Genomic DNA, 19,926 nt, shown 5'->3' on the forward strand with positions numbered 1-19,926 from the left:
CCGACTGGTGCGAGCCTTTTTGCGCTGTCTGCCTCACGGAATCGGCGTGTCCGCCAGCATCCGGGAGATCAACCCCGCCACATCTACACCCGGACCGCGCACGGGCAGACGGTGGGCGGCCAGCGCGGGAAAAACGGCCTGCACATCCTCGGGCAGGGCCATCGGGCGGCCTGCAAGGTAGGCCCAGGCACGGGCGGCAGCCAGCAGCGCCAGCAACGCGCGCGGGCTGAGGCCGGCACCCAGCCCCGGATGCTCGCGGGTGGCGCGGGCCAGCAGTTGCAGGTAATCCAGTAGCGGCGCGGCGGCGTGAATATCGTCCACCTCACGCTGCATCTGGAGCAGGGTGGGGGCGTCCAGAACGGCCCCCAGATCACGCACGCTCTGGCTGCGGCCCCCGGTTTCCAGCAGGGTGCGCTCGGCACGCGGGTCCGGGTAGCCCAGCGTGACGGTCATCAGAAAACGGTCCAGTTGCGCCTCGGGCAGCGGCGAGGTGCCCACGAAGGCCGCCGGGTTCTGCGTGGCGATCACGAAGAAGGGATCAGGCAGGGGCCGGGTCACGCCGCCCTCGCTGACCTGCCGTTCCTCCATCGCTTCCAGCAGCGCGCCCTGGGTGCGGGGGGTGGCGCGGTTGATCTCGTCGGCCAGCAGGACCTCGCTGAAGACTGGCCCCTGATGAAAACGGAAGGCCGAATTGGGCGCGTCCCACACGCTGATGCCGGTCAGATCGGCGGGCAGCAGATCGGCGGTGAACTGCACGCGCCGGAAGTCCAGCCCGAAGGTGCGGGCCAGCGCCCCGGCCAGCGTGGTCTTGCCCACCCCCGGCTGGTCCTCGATCAGCAGGTGCCCGCGCGCCAGCAGGCAGGCCACCGCCAGCCGAATCTGCCCCGGCTTGCCCAGAATCACGCCGTCGAGCTGCGCCAGCGCGGCCTTTAAGGTCTCTGCGTGCGAGAGGGACGGGGAGGCAGGGGTCACGGCGCGCATCATTCTGAATGCAGCCTAGCGGGCGGGGTCTGACAGAACTGCGACGGAGGAGACGGGAGGACTAACGGCTCTCCCTGACCTCGACAACCCAGCTCAGCCAGTCCACTGGGACTCTGCTCTCTAGGGCACTACCACGTCTGATTGCGAACCGTCTCTGCGTCCCCTTCTCCATCCTCCCGCGTGCCCCTGCGCCGCGTCGCCCAGCGCGAGCCGATCCACGCCCCGGCCAGATCGAACAGCCAGTCGATGACGCCCGCATCGCGGCCCGGCACGAATGCCTGATGTACCTCGTCCAACGCGCCCCACCACACCGCGATCAGCAGGGCGATGTCCCGCCGCCCCGTCGCCCGGCCCAGCGTGTATGCCAGCGCAAAATACGCGGTGAAGTGGGCGATCCAGTCCAGCGGATGCACCAGCGGTGGTCCCGGCGTGTCGGCGCTGCTGCTCAGCCACCAGATCGTTCCCATGATGCCCAGAGAGATCAGCCACCACACGGCCCGGAAGCGGGAAGAGGTTGCGGGCGGCGTCAAACCCAGTCCGGGTCGCGGGGGTGTTCCACCAGTTCGATCAGCGTTCCCGCGCCCCATTTGGGATGCAGAAAGGCCACCCGCGTTCCGGCCCGGCCTGGCGTGGGTGCTTCGCTCAGGAAGCGTGCGCCCTCGCTGCGTAGACGGGTCATCTCGGCGTCCAGATCGGCCACGCGGTAGGCGGTGTGATGCAGGCCCGGTCCACGTTTCTCAAGGTAGGCGGCAATCGGGCTGTCGGGGCGGGTGGGCATCAGCAACTCGATCAGGGTCTCGCCCACCTGAAAGGCACGCACACGCACGCCCTGGGTCTGCACGTCCTCGTCCGGCCCCTCGGGGTGCAGGCCCAGCGCCAGATACGGGGCGCTTCCGGTGTCCAGATCGGGGGTGGCGACGGCGACATGATCCAAATGCGTGACAGACATCGCTTCAGCCTACGCCAGCCGCTGGTCCTGCGGAAAGGGCAGCGTTCAGGGTGCAAGCCGCCTGGGACGCCAGCCTCCCCGCTCCAGCCCAGGCCGCAGCAACAGCACCAGGGTCAGCGCGGCCAGCAGGGTCAGCAGCAGGCCCGCGTTGCCGCCGCTCAGGAAGGCCAGCGGAAGCACGCCTGCCAGGGTCAGTGGCAGCGCGAAGGGACGGCCCAATGCCAGCGTTCCCAGAGCGACTCCAGCCACAACGCCTAAAATCTCGGCCAGCCAGACGGGCAGATAGGCGGTCAGCACGCTGCCCAGCACCAGACCTACGCTCAGGCCGATCAATGCGGCGGCCAGCGGCAGGGGCAACAGGCGCAGGCGACGGGTGGCGGCCCAGGCCAGGGCGAGCAGGGCGGCCAGCAGCACGGCGACGGGCGCGGCGTGGCCCACCTTGCCCAGCGTCTCGCGCAGGTTGCCGCCCGTGAAGATGACCTGTACGTCCTGCGCGGTGATCACGTCCTGAAGCTGCCATTTCAGCGTCTGCTGTCCGCCCAGCACGCCGCGCACCTGAGAGGTAGGAAACAGCGTGTAGCGCCCAAATTTGGCGGGGCGGTCCGCGTTCACGCTCAGGTCGAACGCCTTGATCGCCTCGCGCCGCCCGCCCAGCGCGTAACTCCAACTCCGCGCCCCCTGGTTGCGGTAGGTCACGTTCACCTTCACCGTTTTCTCCGCCGCCACCTCACCCTGCCACTGGCTGCCCTCGGTCAGATCGCCCGCGCGGAATTCCTGACCGTCCACCGTCAGGCGGAAGTTGCTGAGGGTGCCGCTGCCCACCGGCAGGGGAAAGTCGAAGCGCAGGGTGGCTGCCGTCTTCAGCGGGTTGGTAAAGGTGTAATCCGCGTTGAAGACGGCGTTGTAATAAGAACCGCGCCCCCCTGCCGGATCAACGAATTTGAGGTCCGTGGTGATGGCGGTGGTGTCCACGTTGACGGGCTGCTCGGTCTGCAAGGTGACCTCGCGGGTGTAGACCAGCGTGTTGCCGCGCCGCACGAAATTCTCGCGGAAATCCCTGACCCCGGCAGAATCGGGGGAACCGAAGTACGGCAGCAGCGGTTCCAGGCCGCCCTGCACATTGATTCGCGCGAAGACTTCCGGCGGCAGACTCAGGCTGCGGGTGTAGGTGGTGTCCTGAAGCAGGGTCACGCGGGGCGCGCTCTGGACGGTCTGCCCACCGTCCGGGTCGGCGGCGTTGGCGTAGCGCGCATTCTGCTGGGTGCCCAGCCGGACATCCACCGCGCGGCGGGCCACGTCCAGCGCCAGCAGCCCGGCTCCCAGCGCCAGCGCCGCCAGCGCCCAGCGCCCCAGCGTGGCCAGGTGCGAGGCCGCCCAGCCCAGCCCGGCCTGAAAGCGGGCGCGGTCCAGCAGCCCGATCAACAGCAGGGCCAGCAGCAGCGCCGCCAGCATGATTCCGGCGGGCAGGGCCAGTCCCAGCACTCCCTCCAACGCATTTCTGAGCGATTGAACGGCGGACTGAACCATAGGCAAACCTCCGGCGACAGACAGGGATGAATGGATGGCGTGTACTCATCTGAGTAAATACCGCGTGAATGGTCCTGGCGGCGTCCATCTTTAGGTGCAGAGCGATCAAGCACAGAGATTAAGCACAGAAATCAAGCAGAGAGATCAATATGCGCTTCGGATACGTTCCCCATGTGCATGGCAGACTGCGGCCATGTCCCGCTCCATCGCTCCATCGCTGATGCCACTGCTGCATCACCACCTGGGAGGCCCGATTCTGGAGGCCACGCCCCTGAGCGGTGGGGACATCAGCGACGTGTACCGCCTCCGCACCGGGCGGGGAGATTGTGTCCTGAAGGCCAGCCGCCGCGCCCTGCCGCACCTCTTTTTTGCGGAGGCGCAGGACCTGGGCCTGCTGCGGGAAGCCGCGTTGCGCCGCCCGGCTGGACTGCTCGTGCCGGATGTCATCGCTTACGGCGACGCGCCAGGGGGCTGGCAATACCTGCTTCAAAGTTACCTGCCGCCAGTGGCTGAAACGTCGCAAGGTTATGAGGCACAGAGTCAGGAAGCGCTGGGTCGGGGGCTGGCCGCCCTGCACAGCGCCATGGTCCCCGGATTCGGCGGCACGGCGGACAACTATTTCGGAATGCTGCCGCAGTTCAATCCGCCCTTTCAGAGCGCCGCCGACTTCTTCTGGAACGCCCGCTTGCAGCCCCAGTTACGGCTGGCGCAGGAGCATCTGTCGGGGGAAGACACGGACAGGTTCGAGGCCCTACGCCAGCGGCTGCCCGGCCTGATTCCCACCGAGCCGCCCAGCCTCGTCCACGGCGATATGTGGCACGGCAATCTGCTGTACACGGCGGCGGGGCCAGCCCTGATTGATCCAGCCGCCGCCTACAGCCACCGCGAGGTTGATCTGGCGGCCATGAAGCTGTTCGGCGGCGTGCCTGAGCGGGTTTTCGACGCCTATGCCGAAGCCTTCCCGCCCGCACCTGGCTGGCAGGACCGTGCCAACTTATGGAACCTGTATCCCCTTCTGGCCCACGTCAACATGTTCGGAAGCGGATATCTGGGCCGCACCCGCGCCACACTGAACACAGTTCTAAATTTGTAAATCGATTGACTTTATAAAGTATTCAGAGGAGAATGGGAGGATGACCACGCCTTCCCTGATCCTGCCCGCCATCACCAGTGTCGGTGCAGTCACGCTGCTGACCGCCGATCTGCCGCGCCTGCAAACTTTTTACGGGAGCCTGCTGGGTCTGGGTGTCCTGGCGGAAACGGCTGAGGAGGTCACGCTGGGCGCGCACGGCACGCCGCTGCTGCGGCTGCGGGCCGCCGATTTACCCCCTGCCTCCGTCTCGCGTCCGGGGTTGTACCACACGGCATTCCTGCTGCCCACGCGGGCCGATCTGGGTCGCTGGCTGGCGCATGCCGCACAGATGGGGCTACGCATCGGCAGCGGCGATCATCTGGTCAGTGAGGCGTTCTACCTGAGCGATCCCGACGGCAACGGCATCGAGGTCTACGCGGACCGCCCGCGCGACACCTGGACCTTCGAGAACGGGCAGGTGCAGATGGATACCGTGGCGGTGGATTCAGGAGCCGTGCTGAGCAGCGCCGGATTAAATGCAGGCACCTTGGCCGACGCGCCCGCCTATGCCGGAGCGCCCGCTGGAACCGTGCTGGGCCACGTCCACCTGAAAGTCGGCAGCGCCGAACAGGCTGCCCGGTTCTACTGCGACACGCTGGGGCTGGACCTGATGGCGGACCTGGGCAGCGCCGTGTTCATGTCGTGGGGCGGGTATCACCACCACGTCGGTCTGAACGAATGGCACACAAGGGGGCAGACGGCCCCGCAGACACCCGCACTGGGGCTGGACGAGGTGGAATTCCTGACCCCTGATCTGGCGGGGCTGCGCTTTCATCTCAAAGACCAGATTGACGTGCAGGACAGCGGCGACACTCTCGGCCTGCGCGATCCCTGGGGCAACCAGATCACGGTGCGGCAGACGGCCTGAAAGCCACGCCTCGCCCCGTCAGAAAGTTGTTACTCACTGCCCATTAGCTTTGGGCATGATCCTGAAGTTCGAAAAAATGGACCGTGCCAGCGTTTCCGCCCCAGAGAGGCAGCAACTCCGCTATCAGGAGCTGGCGGCGATCCTCGGGGAGTACGGATATCTCACGGCATGGAACCCCGACACATACACCCACTTTTCCATGCGCCACGTGGGCGGCAGTGAGGAAGTTCGCGTGCGTGTCTCCGGTCGTCTGCTGCTGCGTAAAGACATGCTGGGCGGGGATCACTGGCTGGCGTTTCAGGATCAGGACCAGTGGTATCTGGCCCCGCATGACGAACTGGTCGGTGCTGTTCATGGGGTCACGCCCTATCAGACTTCCGAATCCTGGCTCAGTGGGGGCATCTACAGCTTTCCAGGGTTGTCGGGCGAAACTTCGGCTGTTTTGAAGCCGTACGTTGTGGAAGCCGGGACGTAAAGCTAAGGCGCAGTTGCTCCGCACGTCACGGCACTTGCGGCTGTTCTCGCCCGCCCCACGCTACCCCCGCCGAATCGAAGCGCAAGCCTGCCCAAACGGGTACGCTGGTGCATGAACCACTTTCTGCGGCGGACCCTGCTGCTTGGCGGCGCACTTCTGATGACCGGGGCAGGAGGCCAGACTACGGCGCCCGTCTCCCCGATCCTGGCTGGCTTTTCCCCGATGCTGATCCAGGCACCCGGCGACGATCAGGCGCAACTGCTGGGCGCAGCGGCCAGCGGGCGCTGGCTGACCGTGAAAGAGACCTTGCTGCGCCTGAAGGGAAAGGAAAAATACCTGCGCCGCAGTCTGGGCGGCCCTGCCGTGCCTGTCGTGGGGGGCAAACCCGAATCCTTCGGTGAGCCGTGCGCGGATGCCTACGCCGTATCGGTCAACCCCACCCGGACCTCTGATCAGTTTCAACTGTTCACCGCTGCGGCCCTGAACGCGCGGCCCCGGCCCGTCAATACCCTGCCCACGGGGAACGAGACCTACCGCCAGATCGTGCGCGCAGAGCTGATCAAACGCGGCATCAGGAATCCGAACGTGCAGCTCGTGGGCCTGACCCGCGCTGATCTGGACGGCGACGGCACGCAGGAAGTGATCATCGAGGCGACGTATTACATCGAACGCTCCGGCATTTTTCCGCCGTCTGTTGGGCAGCCGGGCGACTATTCCATCGTGCTGCTGCGCCATGTGGTGCGCGGGCAGGTGCTGACCCTCACGCTGGGCGCAGACGTTGCGCCGCAAACGCCCTTGAAACCCGACGACACCTTCGAGACCCGTCCGCTGGCGACTGTGATCCGGCTGGCCGGGGTCGCGGATCTGAACGGCGACGGCCAGATGGAACTGGTTCTTTTCGGGGCCTATTACGAGGGATCGTCCTACAGCGTGCAGGAGTGGACGCCTGCGCGCGGATTGACGAATACGCCGCTGGAAACGGGCTGCGGGGTCTAGCCGTCTTGAATCCTCTGCGGACGGTCTGGAAAGTTGAGGCTGGGACAGCCCCCCTCATTTAAGCTGGACGCCCCGTTACCCGGCGGACGCCTTCACCTGCCGGATCTCCACCCGGTTGCGGCCCGCGTACTTTGCAGCGTACAGCGCGTCGTCGGCGCTTTGCATCACGTCCTGGACCGCCAACGTGTCGGGATTCAACTGCGAGACCGCCGCCCCCAGGCTGATGTACGTTGCCCCGATGTTAAGGAGTGCATTGGCCTCGCCCTCGATGCTGCCCAATGTCACGCTCAAATGCCTGACCTGCAAGAAAAGTTCCAGCGCTTCTTTTCCTCTCACTGGACCCTTTCAACTGCCCGAACCACTTATGGGCGCTGGGTGCGGGACTGGGTAAAGCGGCAAGTCTTCCGTCTCCGCACTTGCTTCAGACAGCGGCTGATTGTTGTCGCGTTCAGGCCGCACTGGGAGGCAGGAGGCCCTTTTGTCCCCCTCCCTCAACGTCACTTTCCGAAAAATATAGCCCACATCTTTTCTGGGTTTCGCGTAAGGCCCACACCTTTGAATCGGCGTCTGTACCGTTTGCACCGCTCGCTATTTGCACCGCTTGTCGGGGCAGCTTTACAGCTCTGTAGGGGACGGGTTCGCCTTCCAACCCACTCTCACCGCGCTACCCTTTGCCCATGTCTGATCCCGCCGTCACCTTCCCCGCCCCAGGCCGCATCCCCTACCCCGGCGGCTGCGTGCTGGAACCCGGTCCCTACGCGCTGGATTACCTGCTCAAGTGGCCCGCCGAACTCAGCGTGAAGGGCAAGGCGTATCCCGAACAGCCCCTGTATCCGCTGATTCGCGAACTGCTGGCCGATCCGGCGGCCCACGGCCTGACCCTGCCCGAAGCCCAGGCGGCGCGGGACCGTTTTCTGGCACTGGCCGGGCAGGCGCTGGAGGCCGAGGGCGGGGATTGGCGCTGGCTGGAGCGGGAGTTTTCGCGCTGAATGTGAAGGCGCTGGATGTAAAGGCACTGGGCGGGCGGGGAGCGGCTGAGAGCGGGGGCGAACTGATGCTGGTCCCTCCACTGCCCGGTGAGGCCCTGCACGCCCGCGTGGCCCGCACCCTGCGCGACGCCATAACGGGCGGTCTGCTACCGGGGGGCACCCGACTGCCCGGTCACCGCCGTCTGGCCGGGGCGCTGGGGGTCTCGCGCAATACGCTGGTGGACGCGCTGGCGGGGCTGGAGGCCGAGGGCTATCTGCGGGTGCAGGGCCGCAGCGGCACGGTGGTGTGCGTGCCCGCCTCTTTCCCGGAAGGGACGCAGCCCCTGGATGACCTGCCGCTCAGCGCCTGGGCCACCCGCGCGCTGTCGGGCGGCGTGGACGACGCGGGAGGCGACTACGCTGTGGATTTCCGTGTGGGCCAGCCGGTGCCGGAACTGTACCCGGAGGCGGCCTGGACGGCGGCGCTGGCCCGTCAGGCGGGGCGACTGGGCAGGCGGACGCAGGAGGGGCGGCTCTCTGATCCGCTGGGACCGCTGGAGACCCGCCGCGCCCTGTCCGCTTACCTGAATGCGGCGCGTGGCGCCCGGGTCACGCCCGAGATGGTGATGCTCACGGGCGGTACGCAGTCCGCTCTGGACGCCCTGGCCCGCGTGTTTCTGGAGCCGGGGCGGGTGGCGGTGGTGGAAGACCCCACCTATCCGGGCGCACGTGCGGCGCTGGCCGCAACTGGGGCGGCGGTGGTCCCGGTGGCCGTGGATGGAGGAGGACTCCAGCCCCAGCATCTGCCCCCGCAGGCCACATTGCTGTACCTGACCCCCGGCTGCCAGTACCCCACCGGAGTGACCCTGGGGGCTGCCCGCCGCGCCGAACTGATCCTCTGGGCACGGCACGGCAATGCCTTTATTCTGGAAGACGACTACGCCGCCGACCTGCACCACACAGGCCGCCCGTTGCCCGTGATGCAGGGGCTGGCCCCGGACCGCGTGATCCTGCTGGGTAGCTTCAGCAAAAGTCTGGCCCCCGCCACCCGCAGCGGTTTTCTGGTGGCTCCGCCCCCGGTCCTGCGCGTGCTGGCCCGCACGCGCCCCCTAACGGACCGCGCCCCCGGCACGCTGGACGCCCTGGCACTGGCGGACGTGCTGGATTCTGGGGCTTACGCGCGGCATCTGCGCCGGGCGCGGCAACTGATCGCCCACCGGCATGAGGTTCTGCTGGCGGCCCTGGCCGAGTGGTTGCCTGACTGGGAGGTCCGGGGCGTGGCCTCTGGGCTGCATGTTCATGTCCGTCTCCCTGCTGGCATGAGCGAAACGCAGGCCGTGGCGGCGGCTGCGCTGCGCGGGGTGGCGCTGTCAGCCGTCGCGCCCCTCTCGGCCAGTGGCGGACAGCCTGCCGTGCTGCTGGCCTTCGCGCACCTGCCGCCCGACAACATCCGGCGCGGCGTCCGGCTGGTGGCTGCCTCCATCTGAGCGCCCCCCCCAGCAGATTCCCCCGGCGGAGTGTGACCTCCCTTTCAAAGGCGGGGGAGTTCGCGTTAGACTGCGCCGATGCGTTTGCTCGTCGTGGTGTTGTTGCTGGCCCTGGCCGCGTTGTACCTCACCTTCGGGCTGCGGGTGGGTTACGTTACCCTGACCCCCACCTACATGTTCAATGCCACGGGCGAGAACAGGTACGCCTTCCGCGTCTATGACCAGAATCAGCAAATCGGCGTGCGCGGCTCCTGCAAGGTCAGCAGCGGCACGGCCACCTTCCGCCTGAGAGACCCGAAAGGCACCCAGATCGCCGGACAGGTCTGCCCCCAGGGCAATTGGGGCCTGAATGTGCTGGGCACTGGCGACGCAGGCAACTACGAGCTGACCATCGATCTGGAGAAGTTCAGTGGCACCATCGACGTCAAGGAAGCGCGCAAGTAGAGCTGCCGGAACAAAAAAGGATCGGCAGGCCGTTTAACTGGCCTGCCGATCCTGGGTTGTGTGGCTTAGCTCTGCGCTGCGCCTTCCTGTGCGGCTTTGGCCTTGTTGATGGCCTTGGCCAGACGGCTCTTCTTGCGCGCGGCGGTGTTCTTGTGCATGGTGCTGCCCTTGGCGGCCTTGTCGATCAGGCTCTCGGCCTTGCTCTGGGCGGCGTTCAGGTCCTCACCGTTGGTGATGGCAGCCATCGCCTTTTTGGTAAAGGTCTTGATGGTGCTTTTGCGGCTGCGGTTGATCATGCGGCGCTTGAGGCTCTGGCGGTGGCGCTTCTGGGCAGATTTGTGACGTAAAGCCATGTTCGTTCTCCTTGTTCTCCCGCTGTGCGGGGCGGTCCCCCGTTGGGGAACTCGTGGCGTCCAGAGGGTCTAACCCTGCTGCACGCACCGGGGCGAGGTCACGCTGGACCGTGCCGCCGGGTTGCCTCTTTGCAAAGACAACCTCGTGACTATACGCGCTTTGGGAGTGCTGGGCAAGCCTTAAAATGGGTGGATGCGAAGCCGCCGCCCCCGCCCGCCCGAAGGCGATCAGCCCGCGCGTCCGGTGCGCCCCAAAACGCCCGAGGAACTGCGCGATGCCCTGCTGGCCTATGCCTTTCGGGCGCTGGGGGGCCGCGCACTGACCGAGGCCGAGTTGCGCGGCAAGCTGGAACGCCGCAGCGACAGCCCCGAACTGATCGAGGAGGTTGTGAAGCGCGTGCAGGAGCTGGGCTATCAGGACGATGAACAGGTGGCCCAGACTGAGGGCAAGCGGCGAGGCGTGGGCGGCTTTCGCGTACGCCAGACCCTCAAACGACGGGGCGTCAGTGAGGAGTTGATTAGTGAGACCCTGGAGGCCCGTGATCCTGACGACGAGCGTGCCGGGGCGCTGGAACTCCTGGAGCGCCGCTGGCCTGCGCTTTGCCGCAAGAAAGACCCGAGGGCCAGTGCCTACGCCTTCCTGGCCCGCCGGGGCTTCGGCGGTGAAGCCATCTGGCCCGCCATCCGCGAACTGAGCGAGCGGGCAGCACAGCAGGAACTAGTTGATAGGGAGGAGTGACGCAGCCTGCGACGTTTTGCCTTGACACCCCACAGGGCGGCGGATAAACTGCCGGACGCACTTGAAATGCTGTGCGGTCCCCCGTGACCCCCAGCGCGACAGGAGCCGTGGCGGGGCGTAGCGCAGCCTGGTAGCGCACGTCGTTCGGGACGACGGGGTCGAAGGTTCGAATCCTTTCGCCCCGACCACGCGAAGAAGGTGACCTCCCCACTGCGGGAGGTCTTCTTTTTACCCTGCCACCTCGCCCCTTCTTCTGGAGCCATCCATGCGCGTCTTTGCCATCGCCGATCTGCATCTGGCCTACGTGACCCCCAAACCGATGACGGTGTTCGGGCCGCAGTGGGCCGGGCATCCAGGGGCCATCTACGACCGCTGGAGCGAGATCGTGCGCCCCAGCGATCTGGTTTTGCTGCCCGGTGACCTGTCGTGGGCCATGCGCCTGCCCGACGCCATGACCGATCTGGCGCAGGTGGCGGAACTGCCCGGCACCAAAATCCTGCTGCGCGGCAATCACGACTACTGGTGGCCCACGCCTTCAAAGCTGCGCGCGGCGCTGCCCGCTGGAATGCTGGCGGTCCACAACGATGCTGTGCGGGTCGAGAACGTCGTGGTGTGTGGCACACGCGGCTGGAATACGCCGGGGTATCAGGCGCTGAGCGATGAGGACGAGCGTCTGCTGAACCGCGAGGCGCAGCGCCTGAGCCTCAGCGTGGAGGCGGCGGGGAAGCTGCGGCAGCCGGGCGATCACTTCCTGATGATGCTGCACTATCCGCCCGCCTCCGCTCCATACCTGCCAAATCCGCTGACTGCCGTGATTGAGGCGGCGCGGCCCGAGCTGATCGCCTACGGCCACCTGCATGGCGTGCCTGTCGAAAAATCCATGCGTCATGTGAACAGTATTCCCGCGCATCTGGTGGCGGCGGACGGCCTGAAATTCACGCCTAAGCTGCTGCTGGATACGGGGGATTAACCCGGCACCCACTCGTCGGCCAGCCACTGCGCGTGGGGGATCCCAGAAGCGAGAATGCCCTTTTTGAGTGTCGCCAGATCATAGGGAACGCGGCGGAAAGTGGGCATCCATCCACCTGAAATGCTGTCCAGCAGAAGGTATTCGGCGTAGGCCAGATTGACGTATTTCCCACCCCGTTTCTGGAAAGGCAAACCCACGCTGCCGGGGTTGAGCAGTCGCCAGCCGTCCAGACTTCGCAGCAGAGGCTGATGCGTGTGGCCGCCGATCCAGACAGCGTGCTTACCGTATTCTTCGCGTAATTCTTCGAGGCGCTTATGGTTTGTTCCAGCGTCCAGTACCTCATCGTCTTTTGCGGGGCTGCCGTGGAAACACAGCAGATCGTCCAGCGCCACCGTCGGGGCGAAGCTGCGGAGAATGTCGCGCTCGGTCCCGGTCAACTGGGCCGCGCCCCACTGGCCGATATCGTGGATTTCCTGCTCGTCGGGCAGGCCGCGTACCTGGAGGGGCTGGGGCGCTTCAAGCGCTTCCCGGTCCGCGTTGCCACGCACCACCGGGCAGCCCAGTGCAGCCACCAACTGAAGGCACTCACGCGGCCACGCACCGCCCGCCGTCACGTCTCCCAGACAGATAAGCGCGTCGGGGGAATGCACGTCCATGTCGGCCAGCGCCGCTTCCAGCGCGGGGAGATTGTCATGGACGTCGCCGTAGATTGCCAGCCGCATAAGGGCAGCATATGCAGTGACGCCACAGCAGGACTACAGTGAACCCATGACCCCCAGCACTGACCTTCCCACCCGCAAACTCCGCGACCTGAGCGTGTCCGCCCTGGGCCTGGGCTGCATGGGCATGAGCGAGTTCTACGGCGACACCGACGAGGCCGAGAACATCCGTACGCTGAACCGCGCACTGGATCTGGGCGTCACGTTCTTCGACACTGCCGACATCTACGGTCCCCACACCAACGAGGAACTGCTGGGGCGCTGGCTGACGGGCAAAGGCAAGCGGGACCGCGTGGTGCTGGCCACCAAATTCGGCATCGTGCGCGAGCCGGGCTACCCGATGCAGCGCAGCCTGTCCGGGCGGCCCGAGTATGTCCGCAAGTCCATCGAGGCCAGCCTGAAACGACTTAAAACCGATCACGTCGATCTGTACTACCTGCACCGTCTGGACCCCGAAACGCCCATCGAGGACACCGTGGGCGCGATGGGCGAGCTGGTGGAACGCGGCCTGGTGCGCTATCTGGGACTGTCGGAGGTGAACGCCGAGACCCTGCGCCGCGCCGACGCCATCCACCCGATCACTGCCCTGCAAAGCGAGTATTCGCTGTGGACACGTGACCCGGAAGACAGCGAATCTGGCGAGAGCGTGCTGGCCGCCTGCCGTGACCTGGGCGTGGGTCTGGTGCCGTACAGCCCACTGGGACGTGGTTTCCTGACCGGGCAGCTCAAATCCCCCGACGACTTCGGCCCCGACGACTTCCGCAGCACCAGCCCACGCTTTCAGGGCGAGAACTTCCAGAAAAACCTCGATCTGGTGGCCGAGGTTCAGGAGATGGCGCGCGACAAGGGTTGCACGCCCGCGCAACTGGCGCTGGCCTGGGTGCTGGCGCAGGGCCGGAATATCGTCCCCATCCCCGGTACCAAGCGCGTCAAGTATCTGGAAGAAAATCTGGGCGCGCTGGAGATCAAACTCATGCCGGACGATCTGGCGCGCATTGACGCTACATTTCCGCCTGGTGTCGCGACGGGTGGAAGGTACGCGCAGCCGCGAAGCTAGGAGAGCAGGAGGCCATTTGCACCCTGTCATACGGATTCCGTCTATCTCGCGCAGAAATCGGGACAGCGCCGATTCCTGCACTCCATGCCCGGAACCCGTTTTCCTCCCACTCACTGTCTTGTCCAGAACAGCGCCCATGAGGACGCTTGGACGCCCGTTCGGATTTCCAGGTGTTTCCAACACCTTTCAATCGAAGTCCGTATCATTCCGCCCTCTGCATTCTTTATACGCTGACCAGACCCAACCCGATGCCCCGCGCCACTGCCCCGGCGCGGCTCTGGACGCCCAGCTTGGAGTACAGCGAGGCGATGTGGAACTTGACCGTACTCTCGGACACGCCCAGATCACGCGCGGCCCGCTTGTTGCTCAGGCCCAGGGCCAGCAGGTTCAGCACGTCCAGTTCGCGCGGCGTCAGGGTGATGTCCGGGGGCTGCGGTTCCCCGGCATCATCGGGGTTTTCGAGAACGCCCACCTGATCCGGCGGCAACACTGCCAGCCCCGCCGCCGCGCCCAGTACGCCCGCCAGCAACTCGGCGGGTGTGGCGTCGGCAGGCAACGCAGCCCAGCCTCCAGATACGACTTCGAGGAGCAGCGCGGCCCAGTCCGGTGAACCCAGCGCTACCACGGCAGGTGCGTCGGCCAGTGCCTCGGGATCGGCCAGCCAGGAGTCGTCCACGAGCAGCACGTCTTCCTCTGGCTCAGGCGTGACCGGGAAGCCTGCCGAGGTTAACAGCGCCGCCAGTCCTGCGGCCATTACCGCGTTTGCCACCGCGATTCTCACGCTCGGCAGCAGGGTCAGGGGCGCGGTCATTCCCCATGCTAAGGGGGCAGGCGGCCCCTTGCTGCCGTCTGCCCTGGGCTGTGTGCCCCTGCCCATGCTCAGCGCTCGCCGACCACCAGCGTCACGTCCTGTTCCTGGCCGCCGCGCAGGATGCGGGCGCTGACGCTCTGGCCTGTGCGTTCGCGGACGCGCCACAGCAATTCTGGTGGACGGCGCACGGCTTCCCCGTCCAGCGACAGCAGCACGTCGCCCACCAGCAGTCCGGCCTGTGCGGCGGGACTTTCAGCTTCAACGCTCACGATGGTCAGGCCAACCTTGCCCCCCTGACCCCAGCGACCCTGACCGCCCCAAGGGCCGCGTTCCCAGCCTTCACGTTGCCAGCCGCCGCGTCCACGTCCACCGCCCCAGCCTTCGCGGCTCCGGCCTCCGCGTGGGCCACGGGTGGGGGTCCCGCTCTCGGATTCCCCTCCCTGTATCTGCGGAAACATGACGGGCTGGGTGGCAATGCCCAGATACCCGCGTGGCACGCGCCCGGTGCTGCCCAGTAGGTCGGCCACTTTCAGGGCACGCTTCACAGGCACGGCCAGCAACTCGCCGCGCGATACGCCCGCGTTCAGCACGCCCACCAGACCGCCGCGTGCATCCACCAGTGCCCCGCCGCTGACGCCCCGGAAGGGGGCCGCGCCGCTGGGCAGCCACCCCCTGGAGCGGCCATCCTCCGTGGGTTGCCGTTCCATCATGCCCAGGGTGGCCTGGACGCCGTGCTGTGGCCTGCCCACCGCCAGCAGCAATTCGCCCACGCGCACGCCATTGCTGGCGCTCAGGGCAGACAGATTCAGCCCCTCCACCTTCAGCAATGCCAGATCGCTGGAAGAGTCGCGGCCAGCTACGGTAGCGCTCAGTTCGCGCCCATCGTGTGTAACCACCATGACTTCGTCGCCGTGCAGCACATGGGCCACAGTCAGGATCAGGCCATCGCCGATCACCGTGCCGCTGATGGGCCGTCCGGCATGGACAGAAACGATGCTCATGGATACGGCCTCAACCGCGTCCGCCAAATTGTTCGATAAATCAGTAAAGTTCGTCATGCCCATATGGTGCGCTCCGGGCTAAAAATGCGCGCCGGGCGAATGACGGGGGCCTGACCCTGGCTGAATGGGGAGGGGTTGAAAGTTGATGGACGAAGAGGCTGGCAGCATCCGGCTATGCTTTGCCGCATGTCCCTGACCCTTTCCTTCCTGCGCGATACCTACGCCGTGTGCCAGCTTCCCGCAGACGCTGCGCCGCCTGCCTGGGCTTTTGAAGGCGAGTTCTGGAGCGTCACTCGTGCGGCGGGGGAATTGTCGGTGGTATGCCTGGAAGCGAACGTTCCAGATGGTGTAAAGGCTGAAAAGGATTGGGCGGTGCTGCGGCTGCACGGTCCCTTTGAGTTCACACTGACGGGCATCCTGGCAAGTGTGCTGGAACCGCTCAAAGTAGCGGGCATCGGCATTTTCGCCCTGTCCACCTTTGACACCGATTACGTGCTGGTATCAGAAGCGAATGCAGATGATGCGGCAGAGGCGTTACGGGCGGCGGGGCACACGGTCAGGGAGTAGCGTTCTCCTTCCACACGCGCACGTAATCCACCTTCATCACGCCGGGAAAGACCGTGCTGGCGTTTGGTGGGCCGGGCCACTGACCGCCCACTGCCAGATTCAGCAGCAGATAGAACGGCTGCTCAAAGACCCAGGTGCGGCCCGCTGGCAGATCATCTGGGGTGACGCGGTGATAGGGCACGCCGTCCAGCAGCCACACGATTTCCCGTGGCCGTTTGATGACGGCGAAGGTGTGATAGCCGTCCGAGGCGGCCCTACCCAGCGTTTTGCTCTGGCTGAGGCCCTGTGCGCCGGAATAGCCGGGACCGTGCAGGGTGCCGTAGACCGTGTTCGGCTCGCGGCCCAGCCACTCCATGATGTCGATTTCGCCGCCGTCCGGCCACTTTCCACTCTGGCCCAGACTCCAGAAAGCAGGCCAGTATCCGGCTCCGGGCGGCATCTGAATGCGCGCCTCGATCTTGCCATTCGTGAACGTCACCTTGTTTTTGGTGGTCAGCCGCGCCGAGGTGTAAGCGCACGGATCGCCGTGCCAGCAGGGCAGGTCTGCCGTGTTCTTCAGCGCCCGGATTTCCAGATGCCCCTGCCCGTCCAGACGCACGTTCGCCACGTCGCGCGTGTAGAACTGGAGTTCCTCGTTGCCCCAGCCGTTCGCGTCGGCATTGCCGTAATCGTAATTCCAGGTACGCTCCTCTGGTTGGCTGCCCGCTGCGCCACTGAATTCATGCTGCCAGATCAGCGTCCAGCGGGGGTCGGGTGGCGTGGCCGGAATGGGGAGGGCCGCGCTGGAAAGCGGCTGGGTGGCCCACGCCGCACAGGACACTGAGAGGGCGCACATCAAGCCCCAGGTCAGCGCGGGCCTGTTCGTTCTTGGGTTGTTCATGTCTCCACTTTTTCAGAAATCCTGTCCCGGAAACAGACACCCGGAAACACATAGGCCGTGTTCAACCCCCAAAGTTCTCGCATTTCAGCATGAAGCGCACCACGGAGACCAGCTCGCCCCGGTATTCCTCCAGACCGCTGGGGCCAGTTTCGGTGAAGCCCAGCCGCAGCAGCAGCGCCCGCGAACGCGCGTTGGGGGCGTGGGCCTCGGCGGTCACGGTCTGGAGTGCCAGTTCGGTAAAGGCGTGCGTCAGCGTCAGCCGCCCGGCCCGCAGGCCCAGGCCGTGGCCCCACAGCGCCCGATCCCCGATGGCGATTCCGAATTCGGCGCTGCTGTCGGTGAATCCCGCCAGATCGGTGTAGCCCACCAGCACGCCGTCTACCGTGATGCCGTGGCGCAGCAGTTCCGGCGGGGTCAGCATCAGCAGCCCTTGCCAGTGCTGACGGATGTGCGGGGCGGGCAACCCCACAGGCCAGTCGATGGCGAGACAGAACTCCTCGTCCGCGCCCCAGCGCACAGCACTTTCCTCGTCGCCGGGACGCAGGGGGCGCAGCCTCAGTTCCACAACGATTCCAGAATCTCTGCCGCTGTCCCTGCCCGTCCGTGTGCCACGCCCTCCCCGGCCCACAGGCTCAGCACGTCCGCGCGGCCTGTCTTTACCCCCGCTGCACGCATGGAGCGGGTCAGGGCGTTCTGGAACGGGTAGGGAAGAGGCTGTTGTATACCTTCTGTCACGGCGTTTCTCAGCCCCCGCGCCGTTCGCCCGCTGAAGGCACGGGTCAATACGGTGTCGCCCGTTTTCGCTGCCGCCAGCGCGGCCCGATACGGCGCGGACGTCCCGGCCTCCGTTGCCCGCAGAAACGCCGTTCCACACTGCGCGAGGCTGGCCCCAGCGTCCAGCACGGCCCGCACGTCTGCCGCCGTCATCAGGCCACCCGCCGCGATCACGGGAACGCCAATGCTCTGCGCCGTCGCACGGGTTAGCGCTAACGTGTCGGCCAGTTCATCCTCTGACCAGCCGCCCCGGTGGCCGCCCGCCGCGCCGCCCTGCACCACGATGGCGTCCACGCCGTCTGTTTCAAGCTGCCGCGCTTCTTCCAGCCCTGTCGCTGTACCTATCGTCAGAATCCCAGACGATTTCAACGCCTCCAGATGCCGCGCTTCCAGCCGCCCGAAGGTGAAGGAGAGGACGGCGGGGCAAACCTCCAGCACGGCCTCTAGCTGTAAGCCGAAGTCCGGGTCCGCCTGCGCCGTCAGCGTGGGTGTGGGCAGGCCCAGATCGGCGTGAAAGGGCACGAGTTCGGCGGTGGCCCGTGCCACCTCTGAGGCAGTCGGTGGCACGTTCGGCTGCGGCGCGAACAGATTTACGGCGAAAGGCCCCTGTGTCAGCCGCCGCACCGCTGCGCCCATTTCGGTGATCTGCGCGGGCGTCAGATACGCTGCGCCCAGGCTGCCCAGCCCGCCCGCAGTGCTGACGGCGGACACCAGTTCCGGTATGCTGATCCCGCCCGCCATCGGCGCGAGGACGATGGGCAGGCGGAGGCCGAGGCGCTGTGTGAGCGTGGGCATGGCCAGACTGTAGCCTGCCAGCATCGTGTCCGTCTTTCCCCATCCTTTCCGCGCCCTGACCGCCTACCGCCGCGCCGCCTACGCCGGGCAGCCCGCGCCCCGGCGGCAGTTCATGGGGCGCGAATCCATGCTGGAAATGCTGGCCAGGGTGGGTGAACTGCTGCCACTCGAAGAGGCCCCGGACCTGCCCTGGGCGCTGGCCGAGCGGGTGCATGACCCGGCGTATCTGGAAAGGTGGCGAAACGGAGAGGTCACGCGCGCCGAGGAACGGGCGCTGGGGTTTCCCTGGACCCCTGTCGTGGTGGAGCGCGGTCTGGGCAGCAGCGGCGCAACCCTGGCCGCCACCCGTGACGCCCTGAAGCTGGGGTTGGGCATTAATTTCGGCGGCGGCACCCACCACGCCTACGCCGATCACGCCGAGGGCTTTTCCTTCCTCAACGATGTGGTGATCAGCGCCCGGTGGCTGCTTGATACCGGGCAGGCCGCGCGCATCCTGATCCTCGATCTGGACGTGCATCAGGGCAACGGCACGGCAGCCATGCTGGCGCAGGAGGCGCGGGCACTGACAGTCAGCCTGCACGGCGCGAACAATTACCCCTTTACCAAGGAGACGGCGGGCCTGAATATCGCCCTGCCCGACGGCACCGGGGACGCGGAGTATCTGGCCGTGCTGGACTCTCAGGTTGCCCCCACCGTGGCTGCCTTTCGCCCGGATTTCGTCTTCTATCTGGCGGGGGCGGACGTGCTGGCGGGCGATCAGTTGGGCAAGCTGGCCCTCAGCGTCGGCGGTGTGCGCCAGCGGGACGAACGGGTGCTGAACTGGGCCGCCCGCGCCCGGATTCCCCTGGTGACGGTCATGGCCGGAGGGTACAACCGCGATCCGCAGCACCTGATTGCGGCGCGGCTGGGCACGCTGGAGGCGGCTCTGGGGGCGTTCAGAACTGGGTGAGGGTAGAGCGTCAGGTGGTTGAACTGTCGTTCAGAAGCGTAGTTCCAGTCCCACGCCCCCGCCAAAGCCCGAAGCCGTGCCCGTCCGCACAAAAGCCCGCCACCCGGCTGGCCCCAGCAGCGGCCCGCGCAGGCCACCCTCAGCGTAGACGCCAAAGCGGTTCACGTATTCCGCGCCCGCCGTGGCGAAGGCGTCCACCCGCGTGATCGGCACGTTGATGTCCCGGAGTGTCGCGCCTACCGCGTAACGGTTGGCGTTGGTGTTGCGCCACGCTTTCTCTGCTGCCGCCTCCACCCCCAGCGTCCCCACAATCGGTACCCGGAACACCGAAAGACCTGCGTGCAGGCCGTAGCCCTTCGTGGTGGCGTCCACCCCGGCCCAGGCCGTGGCTGCCGAGGCGCTGCAAGGAAAGGCGAGTGCGGCGGCGATGAGCAGGACACGGGAATTCATGGTGTCAGGGTAGTGGGTGGGAATGAGTGTGAGG

General features: G+C 66.4%; 25 protein-coding genes and 1 tRNA gene. 13 read left to right on the plus strand and 13 right to left on the minus strand.

The window, feature by feature from the left end:
• Nucleotides 1–33 precede the first annotated feature (33 nt).
• From DAAJ005_RS06480 to DAAJ005_RS06495, 4 genes are all read right to left on the minus strand, one after another.
• Nucleotides 34–972 (minus strand): AAA family ATPase, encoded by a 939-nt coding sequence (locus DAAJ005_RS06480; RefSeq protein WP_370519782.1) that lies wholly within the window; start codon nucleotides 970–972, stop codon nucleotides 34–36.
• Between the two features lie 137 nt (nucleotides 973–1,109).
• The gene (locus DAAJ005_RS06485; protein ID WP_370519783.1) at nucleotides 1,110–1,511 is read right to left on the minus strand and encodes a VanZ family protein; all 402 of its coding nucleotides are present in this window, start codon (nucleotides 1,509–1,511) and stop codon (nucleotides 1,110–1,112) included.
• Nucleotides 1,508–1,930 carry a methylmalonyl-CoA epimerase gene (mce, locus tag DAAJ005_RS06490; protein WP_151846395.1) on the minus strand — a complete coding sequence of 141 codons (423 nt, stop codon included), beginning with the start codon at nucleotides 1,928–1,930 and terminating at the stop codon, nucleotides 1,508–1,510. Before mce ends, DAAJ005_RS06485 begins: the two co-directional genes overlap by 4 nt.
• Nucleotides 1,931–1,975: 45 nt before the next feature.
• Nucleotides 1,976–3,457, minus strand: coding sequence for a hypothetical protein (locus tag DAAJ005_RS06495; protein WP_151846396.1), 1,482 nt, complete (start codon nucleotides 3,455–3,457; stop codon nucleotides 1,976–1,978).
• Nucleotides 3,458–3,650: 193 nt separating this feature from the next.
• Here DAAJ005_RS06495 and DAAJ005_RS06500 point away from each other — a divergent pair, with 193 nt between their 5' ends.
• The 4 genes from DAAJ005_RS06500 to DAAJ005_RS06515 all read left to right on the plus strand — a co-directional run bounded on the left by DAAJ005_RS06500 (nucleotide 3,651) and on the right by DAAJ005_RS06515 (nucleotide 6,928).
• A complete protein-coding gene (locus DAAJ005_RS06500) occupies nucleotides 3,651–4,550 on the plus strand; it encodes a fructosamine kinase family protein (RefSeq protein WP_151846397.1) in 900 nt (299 codons plus the stop codon).
• A 40-nt stretch (nucleotides 4,551–4,590) separates the two neighbouring features.
• Nucleotides 4,591–5,457, plus strand: a complete 867-nt coding sequence (locus DAAJ005_RS06505; RefSeq protein ID WP_151846398.1) for a VOC family protein — start codon at nucleotides 4,591–4,593, stop codon at nucleotides 5,455–5,457.
• 55 nt (nucleotides 5,458–5,512) lie between these two features.
• Entirely contained in the window at nucleotides 5,513–5,932 is a 420-nt protein-coding gene (locus DAAJ005_RS06510; protein ID WP_151846399.1) for a hypothetical protein, read from the plus strand.
• A 111-nt stretch (nucleotides 5,933–6,043) separates the two neighbouring features.
• Nucleotides 6,044–6,928 carry a hypothetical protein gene (locus DAAJ005_RS06515; protein WP_151846400.1) on the plus strand — a complete coding sequence of 295 codons (885 nt, stop codon included), beginning with the start codon at nucleotides 6,044–6,046 and terminating at the stop codon, nucleotides 6,926–6,928.
• Between the two features lie 75 nt (nucleotides 6,929–7,003).
• On the opposite strand, the gene DAAJ005_RS06520 is transcribed toward DAAJ005_RS06515, so the two are convergent.
• Complete coding sequence (locus DAAJ005_RS06520; RefSeq protein ID WP_192930888.1) at nucleotides 7,004–7,219, minus strand: diguanylate cyclase; 216 nt, start codon at nucleotides 7,217–7,219, stop codon at nucleotides 7,004–7,006.
• Nucleotides 7,220–7,605: 386 nt separating this feature from the next.
• On the opposite strand from DAAJ005_RS06520, the gene DAAJ005_RS06525 reads away from it, so the two are divergent.
• The 3 genes from DAAJ005_RS06525 (at nucleotide 7,606) to DAAJ005_RS06535 (ending at nucleotide 9,827) form a co-directional block, all read left to right on the plus strand.
• The gene (locus tag DAAJ005_RS06525) at nucleotides 7,606–7,917 is read left to right on the plus strand and encodes a hypothetical protein (RefSeq protein WP_151846402.1); all 312 of its coding nucleotides are present in this window, start codon (nucleotides 7,606–7,608) and stop codon (nucleotides 7,915–7,917) included.
• 65 nt (nucleotides 7,918–7,982) lie between these two features.
• Nucleotides 7,983–9,383, plus strand: coding sequence for a PLP-dependent aminotransferase family protein (locus DAAJ005_RS06530; protein WP_151846403.1), 1,401 nt, complete (start codon nucleotides 7,983–7,985; stop codon nucleotides 9,381–9,383).
• Between the two features lie 78 nt (nucleotides 9,384–9,461).
• Entirely contained in the window at nucleotides 9,462–9,827 is a 366-nt protein-coding gene (locus tag DAAJ005_RS06535) for a hypothetical protein (RefSeq protein ID WP_151846404.1), read from the plus strand.
• A gap of 65 nt (nucleotides 9,828–9,892) precedes the next feature.
• Here the strand turns inward: DAAJ005_RS06535 and rpsT are convergent, their stop codons facing one another.
• Nucleotides 9,893–10,180, minus strand: a complete 288-nt coding sequence (gene rpsT, locus DAAJ005_RS06540) for a 30S ribosomal protein S20 (protein ID WP_075836198.1) — start codon at nucleotides 10,178–10,180, stop codon at nucleotides 9,893–9,895.
• A gap of 193 nt (nucleotides 10,181–10,373) precedes the next feature.
• Here rpsT and DAAJ005_RS06545 point away from each other — a divergent pair, with 193 nt between their 5' ends.
• The 3 genes from DAAJ005_RS06545 to DAAJ005_RS06555 all read left to right on the plus strand — a co-directional run bounded on the left by DAAJ005_RS06545 (nucleotide 10,374) and on the right by DAAJ005_RS06555 (nucleotide 11,889).
• Nucleotides 10,374–10,919, plus strand: coding sequence for a RecX family transcriptional regulator (locus tag DAAJ005_RS06545; RefSeq protein WP_151846405.1), 546 nt, complete (start codon nucleotides 10,374–10,376; stop codon nucleotides 10,917–10,919).
• 111 nt (nucleotides 10,920–11,030) lie between these two features.
• Nucleotides 11,031–11,107 (plus strand) — tRNA-Pro (locus DAAJ005_RS06550).
• Nucleotides 11,108–11,184: 77 nt separating this feature from the next.
• Complete coding sequence (locus tag DAAJ005_RS06555; RefSeq protein ID WP_151846406.1) at nucleotides 11,185–11,889, plus strand: metallophosphoesterase; 705 nt, start codon at nucleotides 11,185–11,187, stop codon at nucleotides 11,887–11,889.
• On the opposite strand, the gene DAAJ005_RS06560 is transcribed toward DAAJ005_RS06555, so the two are convergent.
• A complete protein-coding gene (locus tag DAAJ005_RS06560) occupies nucleotides 11,886–12,611 on the minus strand; it encodes a metallophosphoesterase (protein ID WP_151846407.1) in 726 nt (241 codons plus the stop codon). The two genes, DAAJ005_RS06555 and DAAJ005_RS06560, sit on opposite strands and share 4 nt — an antisense overlap.
• Before the next feature lie 46 nt (nucleotides 12,612–12,657).
• On the opposite strand from DAAJ005_RS06560, the gene DAAJ005_RS06565 reads away from it, so the two are divergent.
• Nucleotides 12,658–13,665, plus strand: a complete 1,008-nt coding sequence (locus DAAJ005_RS06565; RefSeq protein WP_151846408.1) for an aldo/keto reductase — start codon at nucleotides 12,658–12,660, stop codon at nucleotides 13,663–13,665.
• A 223-nt stretch (nucleotides 13,666–13,888) separates the two neighbouring features.
• Here the strand turns inward: DAAJ005_RS06565 and DAAJ005_RS06570 are convergent, their stop codons facing one another.
• Nucleotides 13,889–14,476 carry a response regulator transcription factor gene (locus tag DAAJ005_RS06570; protein ID WP_151846409.1) on the minus strand — a complete coding sequence of 196 codons (588 nt, stop codon included), beginning with the start codon at nucleotides 14,474–14,476 and terminating at the stop codon, nucleotides 13,889–13,891.
• Nucleotides 14,477–14,544: 68 nt separating this feature from the next.
• The gene (locus tag DAAJ005_RS06575) at nucleotides 14,545–15,534 is read right to left on the minus strand and encodes a S1C family serine protease (RefSeq protein WP_226342605.1); all 990 of its coding nucleotides are present in this window, start codon (nucleotides 15,532–15,534) and stop codon (nucleotides 14,545–14,547) included.
• 129 nt (nucleotides 15,535–15,663) lie between these two features.
• Here DAAJ005_RS06575 and DAAJ005_RS06580 point away from each other — a divergent pair, with 129 nt between their 5' ends.
• Nucleotides 15,664–16,044, plus strand: a complete 381-nt coding sequence (locus DAAJ005_RS06580) for an ACT domain-containing protein (RefSeq protein ID WP_151846411.1) — start codon at nucleotides 15,664–15,666, stop codon at nucleotides 16,042–16,044.
• Here the strand turns inward: DAAJ005_RS06580 and DAAJ005_RS06585 are convergent.
• From DAAJ005_RS06585 to DAAJ005_RS06595, 3 genes are all read right to left on the minus strand, one after another.
• Nucleotides 16,034–16,924 (minus strand): family 16 glycosylhydrolase, encoded by an 891-nt coding sequence (locus tag DAAJ005_RS06585; RefSeq protein ID WP_151846412.1) that lies wholly within the window; start codon nucleotides 16,922–16,924, stop codon nucleotides 16,034–16,036. The genes DAAJ005_RS06580 and DAAJ005_RS06585 overlap by 11 nt on opposite strands.
• Nucleotides 16,925–16,985: 61 nt before the next feature.
• The gene (locus tag DAAJ005_RS06590) at nucleotides 16,986–17,489 is read right to left on the minus strand and encodes a GNAT family N-acetyltransferase (RefSeq protein WP_151846413.1); all 504 of its coding nucleotides are present in this window, start codon (nucleotides 17,487–17,489) and stop codon (nucleotides 16,986–16,988) included.
• Nucleotides 17,480–18,493 carry a nitronate monooxygenase family protein gene (locus DAAJ005_RS06595; protein ID WP_151846414.1) on the minus strand — a complete coding sequence of 338 codons (1,014 nt, stop codon included), beginning with the start codon at nucleotides 18,491–18,493 and terminating at the stop codon, nucleotides 17,480–17,482. The genes DAAJ005_RS06590 and DAAJ005_RS06595 overlap by 10 nt, the downstream gene beginning before the upstream one ends.
• A 25-nt stretch (nucleotides 18,494–18,518) precedes the next feature.
• Here DAAJ005_RS06595 and DAAJ005_RS06600 point away from each other — a divergent pair, with 25 nt between their 5' ends.
• The gene (locus DAAJ005_RS06600) at nucleotides 18,519–19,442 is read left to right on the plus strand and encodes a histone deacetylase (protein ID WP_226342606.1); all 924 of its coding nucleotides are present in this window, start codon (nucleotides 18,519–18,521) and stop codon (nucleotides 19,440–19,442) included.
• 30 nt (nucleotides 19,443–19,472) lie between these two features.
• On the opposite strand, the gene DAAJ005_RS06605 is transcribed toward DAAJ005_RS06600, so the two are convergent.
• Entirely contained in the window at nucleotides 19,473–19,892 is a 420-nt protein-coding gene (locus DAAJ005_RS06605) for a hypothetical protein (protein WP_151846415.1), read from the minus strand.
• Nucleotides 19,893–19,926: the final 34 nt, after the last annotated feature.

It is taken from the genome of Deinococcus sp. AJ005, from assembly GCF_009017495.1.
Classification (GTDB): domain Bacteria; phylum Deinococcota; class Deinococci; order Deinococcales; family Deinococcaceae; genus Deinococcus.

Bases quoted from the DNA above. Each gene is read 5' to 3' on its own strand.
- DAAJ005_RS06555 (WP_151846406.1), top strand. From the start codon at position 11,185: ATGCGCGTCTTTGCCATCGCCGATCTGCATCTGGCCTACGTGACCCCC.
- DAAJ005_RS06570 (WP_151846409.1), bottom strand. From the start codon at position 14,476: ATGACCGCGCCCCTGACCCTGCTGCCGAGCGTGAGAATCGCGGTGGCA.
- DAAJ005_RS06505 (WP_151846398.1), top strand. From the start codon at position 4,591: ATGACCACGCCTTCCCTGATCCTGCCCGCCATCACCAGTGTCGGTGCA.
- DAAJ005_RS06595 (WP_151846414.1), bottom strand. From the start codon at position 18,493: ATGCCCACGCTCACACAGCGCCTCGGCCTCCGCCTGCCCATCGTCCTC.
- DAAJ005_RS06605 (WP_151846415.1), bottom strand. From the start codon at position 19,892: ATGAATTCCCGTGTCCTGCTCATCGCCGCCGCACTCGCCTTTCCTTGC.
- DAAJ005_RS06580 (WP_151846411.1), top strand. From the start codon at position 15,664: ATGTCCCTGACCCTTTCCTTCCTGCGCGATACCTACGCCGTGTGCCAG.
- DAAJ005_RS06585 (WP_151846412.1), bottom strand. From the start codon at position 16,924: ATGAACAACCCAAGAACGAACAGGCCCGCGCTGACCTGGGGCTTGATG.
- DAAJ005_RS06575 (WP_226342605.1), bottom strand. From the start codon at position 15,534: ATGACGAACTTTACTGATTTATCGAACAATTTGGCGGACGCGGTTGAG.
- DAAJ005_RS06510 (WP_151846399.1), top strand. From the start codon at position 5,513: ATGATCCTGAAGTTCGAAAAAATGGACCGTGCCAGCGTTTCCGCCCCA.
- DAAJ005_RS06530 (WP_151846403.1), top strand. From the start codon at position 7,983: ATGCTGGTCCCTCCACTGCCCGGTGAGGCCCTGCACGCCCGCGTGGCC.
- rpsT (WP_075836198.1), bottom strand. From the start codon at position 10,180: ATGGCTTTACGTCACAAATCTGCCCAGAAGCGCCACCGCCAGAGCCTC.
- DAAJ005_RS06560 (WP_151846407.1), bottom strand. From the start codon at position 12,611: ATGCGGCTGGCAATCTACGGCGACGTCCATGACAATCTCCCCGCGCTG.
- mce (WP_151846395.1), bottom strand. From the start codon at position 1,930: ATGTCTGTCACGCATTTGGATCATGTCGCCGTCGCCACCCCCGATCTG.
- DAAJ005_RS06545 (WP_151846405.1), top strand. From the start codon at position 10,374: ATGCGAAGCCGCCGCCCCCGCCCGCCCGAAGGCGATCAGCCCGCGCGT.
- DAAJ005_RS06495 (WP_151846396.1), bottom strand. From the start codon at position 3,457: ATGGTTCAGTCCGCCGTTCAATCGCTCAGAAATGCGTTGGAGGGAGTG.
- DAAJ005_RS06515 (WP_151846400.1), top strand. From the start codon at position 6,044: ATGAACCACTTTCTGCGGCGGACCCTGCTGCTTGGCGGCGCACTTCTG.
- DAAJ005_RS06535 (WP_151846404.1), top strand. From the start codon at position 9,462: ATGCGTTTGCTCGTCGTGGTGTTGTTGCTGGCCCTGGCCGCGTTGTAC.
- DAAJ005_RS06500 (WP_151846397.1), top strand. From the start codon at position 3,651: ATGTCCCGCTCCATCGCTCCATCGCTGATGCCACTGCTGCATCACCAC.
- DAAJ005_RS06525 (WP_151846402.1), top strand. From the start codon at position 7,606: ATGTCTGATCCCGCCGTCACCTTCCCCGCCCCAGGCCGCATCCCCTAC.
- DAAJ005_RS06565 (WP_151846408.1), top strand. From the start codon at position 12,658: ATGACCCCCAGCACTGACCTTCCCACCCGCAAACTCCGCGACCTGAGC.